The 8,280-nt window shown below is 71.8% G+C and carries 10 protein-coding genes; 6 read left to right on the top strand and 4 right to left on the bottom strand.

The window, feature by feature from the left end; all coding sequences use genetic code 11:
- From lepB to folP, 4 genes are all read left to right on the top strand, one after another.
- Positions 1-1,733, top strand: a 1,733-nt coding sequence (lepB, locus tag VAE46_RS11580; protein WP_322797093.1) for a signal peptidase I, incomplete at its 5' end; no start/stop codon positions are given.
- 37 nt (positions 1,734-1,770) lie between these two features.
- The gene (gene pyrE, locus VAE46_RS11575; RefSeq protein WP_322797092.1) at positions 1,771-2,349 is read left to right on the top strand and encodes an orotate phosphoribosyltransferase; all 579 of its coding nucleotides are present in this window, start codon (positions 1,771-1,773) and stop codon (positions 2,347-2,349) included.
- 65 nt (positions 2,350-2,414) lie between these two features.
- Positions 2,415-2,924, top strand: a complete 510-nt coding sequence (locus VAE46_RS11570; protein WP_322797091.1) for a DinB family protein — start codon at positions 2,415-2,417, stop codon at positions 2,922-2,924.
- Positions 2,921-4,129 carry a dihydropteroate synthase gene (folP, locus tag VAE46_RS11565; RefSeq protein ID WP_322797090.1) on the top strand — a complete coding sequence of 403 codons (1,209 nt, stop codon included), beginning with the start codon at positions 2,921-2,923 and terminating at the stop codon, positions 4,127-4,129. The genes VAE46_RS11570 and folP overlap by 4 nt, the downstream gene beginning before the upstream one ends.
- Positions 4,130-4,139: 10 nt before the next feature.
- On the opposite strand, the gene VAE46_RS11560 is transcribed toward folP, so the two are convergent.
- The 4 genes from VAE46_RS11560 to VAE46_RS11545 are packed head-to-tail and all read right to left on the bottom strand — an operon-like array spanning position 4,140 to position 7,262.
- On the bottom strand, positions 4,140-4,823 hold the full coding sequence (locus VAE46_RS11560; protein WP_322797089.1) for a hypothetical protein: 684 nt from the start codon (positions 4,821-4,823) through the stop codon (positions 4,140-4,142).
- Positions 4,820-5,797: a DUF2157 domain-containing protein gene (locus VAE46_RS11555; protein ID WP_322797088.1), complete on the bottom strand. Its 978-nt coding sequence runs from the start codon at positions 5,795-5,797 to the stop codon at positions 4,820-4,822. The genes VAE46_RS11560 and VAE46_RS11555 overlap by 4 nt, the downstream gene beginning before the upstream one ends.
- Positions 5,798-5,856: 59 nt before the next feature.
- Positions 5,857-7,029, bottom strand: coding sequence for a D-arabinono-1,4-lactone oxidase (locus tag VAE46_RS11550; protein ID WP_322797087.1), 1,173 nt, complete (start codon positions 7,027-7,029; stop codon positions 5,857-5,859).
- Positions 7,030-7,082: 53 nt separating this feature from the next.
- A complete protein-coding gene (locus VAE46_RS11545) occupies positions 7,083-7,262 on the bottom strand; it encodes a hypothetical protein (RefSeq protein WP_322797086.1) in 180 nt (59 codons plus the stop codon).
- A gap of 227 nt (positions 7,263-7,489) precedes the next feature.
- Between VAE46_RS11545 and VAE46_RS11540 the strand changes: the two genes are divergently transcribed.
- Together VAE46_RS11540 and VAE46_RS11535 are read left to right on the top strand one after the other, a co-directional pair.
- Positions 7,490-7,897 carry a 6-carboxytetrahydropterin synthase gene (locus VAE46_RS11540; RefSeq protein ID WP_322797085.1) on the top strand — a complete coding sequence of 136 codons (408 nt, stop codon included), beginning with the start codon at positions 7,490-7,492 and terminating at the stop codon, positions 7,895-7,897.
- A partial coding sequence (locus VAE46_RS11535; RefSeq protein ID WP_322797084.1) for a hypothetical protein occupies positions 7,894-8,280 on the top strand: 387 nt, incomplete at its 3' end. The genes VAE46_RS11540 and VAE46_RS11535, both read left to right, overlap by 4 nt.

The raw sequence follows: 8,280 nt of genomic DNA, 5'->3' as shown, positions 1-8,280 counted from the left end.
CGGCCGAGGAGGAGCGGCGACGGCGGGAGACCGAGCAGGCCGTGACGCCGGTTGAGCCGGCGGCGGAGCAGGAGTCGCCGGCGGCGGCGTGGTGGCAGGCGGAGGAGCCTGAGGACGCTGCGGCGCCGGCGGTGGACCAGGGCGAGGCGAAGGAGGACGCGCCGGCGGCCGCGTGGTGGTCGGCCGAGCAGACTGAGGACGTCGCCGCGTCGGCGGTCGACCAGGGCGAGGCGAAGGAGGAGGCGCCGGCGGCCGCCTGGTGGTCGGCGGAGGAGCCGGCGGGCGAGCCGGTGCCGGCGGTGGACCAGGTTGAGGCGAAGGAGGACGCGCCGGCGGCGGCCTGGTGGTCGGCGGAGGAGCCGGGGGACGAGCCGCAGACCCCGCAGGCGGGCGAGTTGGCGGCGGAGGAAGCGACGCCGGGCGATGACCCGTGGGCGGCGCTCGATGCAGGGACCACCCCGTGGAACCGGATGCCGCCCGCGGAGGAGGTGCCCCTCGCCCCGGTGAGCGAGGCTGAGCCCGAGGACATGTGGGGCGCCATCGCCGAGCAGACCGAGTTCGCGGTCCGAGCGCCGATGGCTGAGGCAGACGACGTCGACCTCGCCGCGAGCCTCGAAGCGCAGATGGACGAGGCGTCGGCGAACCGCTGGGGCGGCCCGGGCGGTTCGTGGCAGGACGACGGACAGGTCCCGGCGCTGGGTTCGACCGAGGACGAAGGCGACGTCGTCCTGCGGGCCTTCGAGGAGCACGCAGCCACGCCGGAGCCCGACCCGGCCGAGGAGGAGCGGCGACGGCGGGAGACCGAGCAGGCCCTCGCGGCGCTCTTTGGCGACGAAGCGGCCTCGATCGTCGAGGCTGGCAGCGAGGAGCCGGAGGTGCGGCCGTTCATCCGGATGGCCGCGTGGGCGCCGCAGCGAAGCGCCTCCGACGACAGCTGGGCGCCGGAGGACGAGGTGCGGGCGGAGCTGGAGCGCCCGGCAGCGGCACCGGTGTTCGGGTTCGATGCGCCGGACCTCGTTCCACCTTGGGCGACCGACGAGGCCGGCGGGCCTGAGGAGGCCGCGGCCGAGCGGCACGAGGGCACCCGGCTGAAGTCGTGGGTGCGTGAGCTGGTCGAGACGGCGATGCTGGCCTTCCTGGTGTTCCTTTCGGTTCGGGCCAGCTTCCAGAACTTCAAGGTCGACGGGAACTCGATGTATCCGACGCTCGAAAACGGGCAGTTCCTGATCGTGAACAAGCTGGTCTACTCGGAAGTGAACCTGGAGAAGCTGTCGCAGTTCCTGCCGTTCATCGACGCGGGGGACGACCCGACGCGGTACGTGTTCCACGGCCCGCAACGCGGGGACATCGTGGTGCTGCGCGACCCCCGCGACCCGAGCACGGACCTGATCAAGCGCATCATCGGCCTGCCGGGCGAGACGATCGAGATCGTGAACGGCCGGGTGTACATCAACGACCGGCTGCTGGAAGAGCCGTACATCACGGCGCCCTGGAACGATTCGCTGCCGAAGATCCTGATCCCGCCGGACGAGTACTTCGTGATGGGGGATAACCGGAACAACAGCCTCGATAGCCGCAGCGCGCAGGTGGGACTGGTTTCGAAGGACCTGATCATCGGCAAGGCGACGCTCACCTACCTGCCGCTGGACCGGTTCGGCTGGGCCCCGAACCAGCAGGGTCAGCTGACCGACCAGAAGCCGGTGCTGACGACGAAGCGGATCGGCGAGGAATAGGGGCGACCGGAAGGGCCCGGCGGGGTACGCTCGCGGCATGGAGACGAAGCCGCTGACGACCGACGAGGCCCGGGCGCTGCTGGAATCGCGCGGGGCGCTCCTGCGGGGGCACTTCCAGTATTCGAGCGGGCGCCACGGCGAGGTCTACATCGAAAAGTTCCGCATCCTGCAGTGGCCCGATGTGACCGAACCGCTCTGCCGGCTGATCGCTGAGCGGTTCCGGGGCACAGCGAACCTGGTGGCCGGGCCGACGACGGGCGGCGTCATCCTGGCGTACGAAACAGCGCGGCAGCTGGGCCTGCGGGCGATCGTCGCCGAGCGGCGGGAGGACGGTCAGCCGGGCCGGGAGTTTCGCCGGGGGTTCGAAATCGGCCCGGGCGACCGCGTGCTGGTGGTGGATGACGTGCTGACCACCGGCGGGAGCATCCGCGAGGTGCTGGCGGCGGTGCGCGAGCGGGGCGCGGAGGTGGCGGGGGTCGGGGTGCTGGTGGACCGGACCGAAGGCGGAGTGGACTTCGGGGTCCCGTTCTTCGCCTGCCTTTCGGTGCCCGCGGAATCGTGGGACGCGGCCGAATGCCGGCTCTGTCGCGAGGGCGTACCACTGACGGTGACGTAAACCACGTTGCCCTTGCGGCGTCGGCGATCACGGCCCGGCGGGCGGTGAGGGGCTAGAATCGCGGGGTGCGGTATGTACGCCAGGCGGGCAGTGACCCTTCGTTCCTGCTGAAGGCGCTCGGGGAGGCGGCGGGCGAGCTGGCGCGCAGCTTCCGGGGCCTGCGGGAGCGCGATCTGCTGCGCCCGGCGACCGGCGACGACGAGGGGTGGTGCCTGCTGGCGGTGCCGTTTCACCTCGTGCAGGTGGAGCAGGGAGTGCAGGAGCAGCTGGAGACGATCCTCGGCTGGCGCGGGGGTACGCCGGAGATCCGCCACGTGGACTTCGACGACATCCCGTTCAGGGAGGACTACGAGGAGGCTGAACTGGACGACCTGCTGGATGAGTTCCACTACCTGCGGCGACGGACGACGTACCTGCTGTGGGATATCCCGGAGCGCGACTGGGAGCGGGCCGGGCTGCACCCCTACCGGGGTGCGCTGACCGTGGTCGAGATCGCCCGGGAGACGTACCACCACGACCTCGAACACCTGTGGCAGGTTCGGCGCATGGTCGATGCGCTGGGGGCAGGGAGGTGAGGCGGCCGCGGCTGCGGGTGGTGCCTCCGGGCGCGGGCATGCTGGCGGCCGAGCCGGAGGCGCCCTTCATCGTGCACGTCGCGGGGGAGCGGGAGCTGCTTCAGGCGGTCACGAGCGCGCTGGGGCTGGGGGTGGACCTGCGGCAGGAGGATGAGGCGGTCGTGGCGGCTTCGCGGCGGGACCTCGAGCGGCTGGCGACAGCGCTGGAGGTGGAGGGTGCGGAAGCGGGCCGCCGGCTGCGGGCGTTCCTTTGGCCGGTGCGCGGATGGAGGCTGCGCACCCGGGTGCTGCCGCTCGAGCGGGCGGTGGTGATGGGCATCCTGAACCTGACGGATGACTCGTTCTCGGGGGATGGCGTCGGGCGGGACGTGGCGGCGGCGCTGCGGGCGGCGGAGTCGCTGCGGGCCGCGGGGGCCGACCTCATCGATGTCGGCGCGGAGAGCGCGCGGGCCGACCGGCCGGTGCTGGAGCCGGCGCAGGAGGCGGAGATTGTGGCGCGCGCGGTGGAGGCGCTGGTGCGCGAGGGGCACGCCGTTTCGAGCGACACCTACAAGCCGGAGGTGGCGCGGGCGGCGCTCGCCGCGGGCGCGGAGCTGGTAAACGACATCAGCGGGCTGACCCTCGGTACCAGGGCCGCAGCCGAGGCGGCGCGGGCCGGGGCGGGGTATGTGCTGAACTACAGCTACTCGGTGCCGAAGCGGCGGCCGGACAGCCCGCCGGTGTACGAGGACGTCGTGACGGAGACGGTGGCGTGGATGGAGGAGCGGCTGGAGATGCTGTGGGAGGCCGGGCTGGAGCGCGAGCAGGTCGCCATCGACCCGGGGATTGCGTTCGGCAAGAGCCACGACGAGGACCTGCAGATGATCCGGCGGATCGGCGAGCTGGGCACGTTCGGGATGCCGCTGCTGCTGGCGCATTCGCGCAAGAACTTCATCGGGAGCGTCGGCGGGCTGCCGCCGGCGGAGCGCGACCTGGAGACGCACGTGGTCAGCGCGCTGGCGTTCGCACAGGGCGTGCGCATCTTCCGTGTACACGACGTCGCGGGGGCCCGGCGCGCGCTCGAGATGGCCGCGGCGGTCGCGGCGCGCGAGGCTGGGGCGTTCGCGCCGGGGGAGGGGAGCTGGCCGTGGCGGGCAGGGGCTTCGGCCGCGCATATGACACGGGCCGAGCCGGCCATCGCGCCGCCGCCAGGGCAGCGCTGGTAGCCGGAGGGACTCAGGGGACGGGCGGCCAGGTGCCGACGCCTTCGATGCGCCAGGCGATGCCCGCTCCGGAGGCGTCGTTCGCGATGGTGCCGCGAACCGTGCCGTCGCGGGACACGATCCAGAGCTCAGTGGCAGATTTGCGGGGGTGGTCGTAGGCGAGGACGAGCCACTGGCTATCGGGGGACCAGCCGAGCGGGCGGGGGCCCCACTCGACGTCATCGAAGGCGAGCACGGCGAGCTCCTTGCCGTCGCGGAGCAGCTGGACGCGGCCGTCTGATCGGGCGTAGGCCTCGGTGCCATCGGGCGCTGTGGGGACGCCGGGGAAGGCGGTCTCAGCGACGGTTCGCACGTCGAGCTGGCTGCCATCGGCGGCGTTGAGGACGACCAGCCTGCCGGGGGAGGGGCGGGGGTCGAGGTAGGCGACGGTCGCGGCATCGGGGAGGTAGACGCCAGCGGGGACGACCCCGGTGCAGGCGACCTGCCGCCGTGCGGCGCCGGAGGCGTCGGCGAGGATGAGACAGCTGTCGGCATCGACGTAGAGGACCTGGCCGGGGATGGCAGGGTTCGGGGTTTCGGTGAGGTCGGGCGGGGAGACGTTCTTGCGGCCCCAGCCGAGGGCGATGACAGCGCTGACGAGTACTGCGGCGAGGCCTCCCAGGACGGCCGCGGCGAACCAGCGGTCGCGGGTGCTCACGCGGCGACCCCGCGGCGGAGGGACGGCGCGAGGCGAGCGAGGAGGGTCACGGCAGCGATCAGCAGCGCACCGGAGATGATGAGCGCGACCGGGGCGCCAATCTGGTCGGAGAAGTTCTGGAAGATTGTGCGGACGAGGGCGACGAAGAGGAGGAGCACGCCCCAGAGCACGTACTGGAAGGATGAGCGAAGGACGCCGAGGGCGAGGAGCAGGGCAGCCGCGACGAAGGCGGCAAGCTCCCAGGGGGTGCCGCCGTCAGCGAAGCCGGGCCAGAAGGCGCCAACCGCGAGGAGGAAGCCGAAGACGAAGCGAGCGGTCGCGCGGGGGCTAAGGTAATCAGTTTCGGCGAGGGCGATGGCGGCGAGCGCCACGAGGGCGAGCGAGCCCCCGGCGAGGCGCGAGGAGTACTCATCGGGCCAGGCGCCGAGCGACTGGGCGAGGAAGAAGCAGCTGCCGCCGAGGGCGAACAGCTGGAGGGTGGAAGGCGACAGCGCCCAGAGGAGGAGGGCCAGGGCTGTTGCGGACGAGGCGACGAGGAGGAACGGGGTGCGGTCGTCGTCGCGGGCGAGCCCGAACGGTTCGTACTCCCAGAGGATGACCCCGACCGCGAGGGCGGTGAGGGCGACGGAGGCGACCCAGGCGAGCTGACCGGCGCGGCGGAGGCCGGGTTCGCTGCGCGGCCGCAGGAGCGCGCCGACGAGCAGGGTGAAGCCAGCGGGGACGGCGGTCACGAGGACCCGGGCGAAGGAGGCGAGGTCGCCCCAGTTCTGGGCGGCAAGCGCGGTGACGCCGACGGCGAGGACCGCGATGCCGAGGTAGAGGAGGATTTCGATGACGCCCGGGCGCTCTTCTGGCGGGATGGCGGGGCGGCGGCTGGCGCGCTCGGCTTCGAAGGCGCGGATGCGCTCGGCGGTCGCCTCATCGAGGAGGCCAGCTTCCCGCCAGCGGCTGAGGTGGGCTTCGATCTCGCTCACTGCGCAGAAGGTACGCGGAACGGGAGCGCCGGACAAGACTCGCAGGGCAGCGTCACATCTCAGGCAAACAGCGGGGCGAGGGCGGGGGAGAGGAAGCGGCCGTCGGGGTCGAGCTGGCGGCGGAGTTCGACGAACTGTTCGAACCGGGGGTAGAGCCGGGCGAGCTCGTCGCGGCTGGCGGTGTGGATCTTCCCCCAGTGGGGCCGGCCGGCGTAATCGCGGAAGATCGCTTCGATATCGGCGAAGAACTTGGCGTAGGGGCGGTCAGCGTCCTGGTGGATGGAGATGGTGACCGTGGGTCGACCATACGCGGGGCTGAGCCAGGCGTCATCGGCGGCGAGGGTGCGGTATTCGACCGGCCAGCCCACCTTCGGGTGGCGGCTGCGCATGCGCTCGCGTACGGCGCGGAAGCAGGCGGGGCCGGCCTCGGCGGGGACGGCGTACTCCATCTCGTTGAAGCGGAGGTTGCGCACGGAGGGGTAGATGCGGTGCGACCATCCGATGCGTTCGCCGGGCCCCTCGAGAGGCGGCGGCTCCTCCTCGGCGGGCTCGGCAGCGACCGGGTTGAGGGCCTTGGATTCGGCGATATCGGAACGCGGGAACCAGAAGAACTCGTAGTGGTCGTTCTCGGCGATGTTGCGCTCGAGGGCTTCGAGGCACTCCTCGATGGGGTGCTGCCAGACGCGCTCGTGGAGGGCATAGCGGGGGACGCAGGCGATCTCGGCGCGGGTCATGACGCCGAGGAGGCCGAGGGAGACGCGGATGGCCGGGAGGAGGTCGGGGGTGACGTCGAGGAAGTCGCTGTCGGCGGTGACGAGGCGGGCGCCGACGAGGCGGGAGGGGATGTTGCCGTAGGCAGGGCCGGTGCCGTGGGTGCCGGTCGCGATGGCGCCGGCGACGGACTGGACATCGACATCGCCCTGGTTGGCGAGGGCGAGGCCGTTCTGCCAGAGGAGGCGGGTGGCGGTGTGGAGCTTGGTGCCGGCGAGGAGGGTAGCGCGGCCGGTCGCGGGGTCGGCGGCCAGGAGGCCGGCGAGGGCATCGAGCGACAGGATGCAATCGGGTGAGGGGACGATCGGGGTGAAGGAGTGGCCGGAGCCGGCGACTCGCACGGTGGTGCCGTCGCGGGCGGCGCGGCGGACGATCTCGGCGACCTCGGCTTCGGTGGAGGGCGCCAGGATCGCGCCGGTGGGAGCGACGACGGAGCCGGACCAGTTCGACCACTCGGGCATGGCTGCGCCCCCTGCCGGGATGCGGGGAAGGGTACGGCAGGCGGCGGGCTGTGTCAGGCGGCGCGCGGGTTGGCGCGGTCGCGCAGGGCGATCAGTTCGGCGCGGATGCGAAGGAGGACGGGCGCGGTGAGGCTGCTGTTGCCGGGGCCGCGCATCTGGTCGACGAGGCGGATGGCGTCGTCGATGCCAGCCTCGTAGCCAGCCTGCCAGGAGGACCAATCCACGGTGTTCATGGTTCGACCCCGCGTGGTGTTACGTGGTGGTTTTCGGCGGGAAGCGCACGGGCGCGCAGGGGCAGGGGGCGCGTTACCGCATCGTCACTCAATCGTCCCGGAACTGGTGCCGAAACCCATGGGGAGACCAGCTGGAGTGAGATGGCATGGATGGTTCGCGGCGGCCCGAAGCCGGGGGATTGAAGCTCCTCGCCCGGGGTGAGCCAACCCCGGAAGTAGTTGCGACCGTGCAACGCGGACTTACGAGTGGTCTGCGGTTCGAGCTGGCGCTGGACTCGTTTTTCGGCGCGTCGCACGCGGTGCGGCCGAACGGGGAGAAGCACACGCATTCGTACCGGGTGCAGGCGGTGTTCGTGACGGACGCGGTGGATGAGAACGGGATGATCGCAGGCTTCCGGGAGGTCAAGGCCCTGCTGGAGCGTGAGGCGAAGAAGTACGCCAACCGGTTCCTGAACGAGATCCCGCCGTTCGATGTGGTGCAGCCGACGGGCGAGAACGTGGCGGCGGTGATGTTCCGCAACCTGGCGGCGGCGCTGCTCGAGGAGATGCCGGGCGGGCCGGAGCTGGTGGCGGTGACGCTCTGGGAAAACCCAACGATTGCGGTGCGGGTGATTGCCGGGAGGGCAGCAGCATGAAGCGGCTGATGATGCTGGTGATAGCGGCCGGGCTGGCCGCGTCGCTGGGCGTGCAGGGGGCTGCGGCGCAGAAGGCGACAGCGCCGGCGAGCCTGACGTTCCTGGCAGCCACGTGCAGCGGCGACAGCGCCATCTACCAGGCGCGGGTGGCGGGCAAGGACCCGAAGGCCAGCGACAACGGGACGCCCTACGCCGAGCCGTCGGATATTGCGGCGTATGGCTGCACGCCCGGGAGCTCGAAGGGGCTGTTCCTGCTGGGGGGTTCCACGGCGAAGTCGGTGTTCCTGGACCCGGCGCTGACGACGCCGGCGGCGGCATCGACCTCCGGGACGGGGTATACCGGCGGGGCGACGGTGATCGTTCCGGGGCAGACGGTGTACCTC

The sequence above is a fragment of the Tepidiforma sp. genome, from assembly GCF_034433535.1.
Taxonomy (GTDB): Bacteria; Chloroflexota; Dehalococcoidia; order Tepidiformales; family Tepidiformaceae; genus Tepidiforma.
The sequence above is the reverse complement of the archived record's forward strand: the minus strand, read 5'-3'. Positions and strand labels throughout refer to the sequence as shown.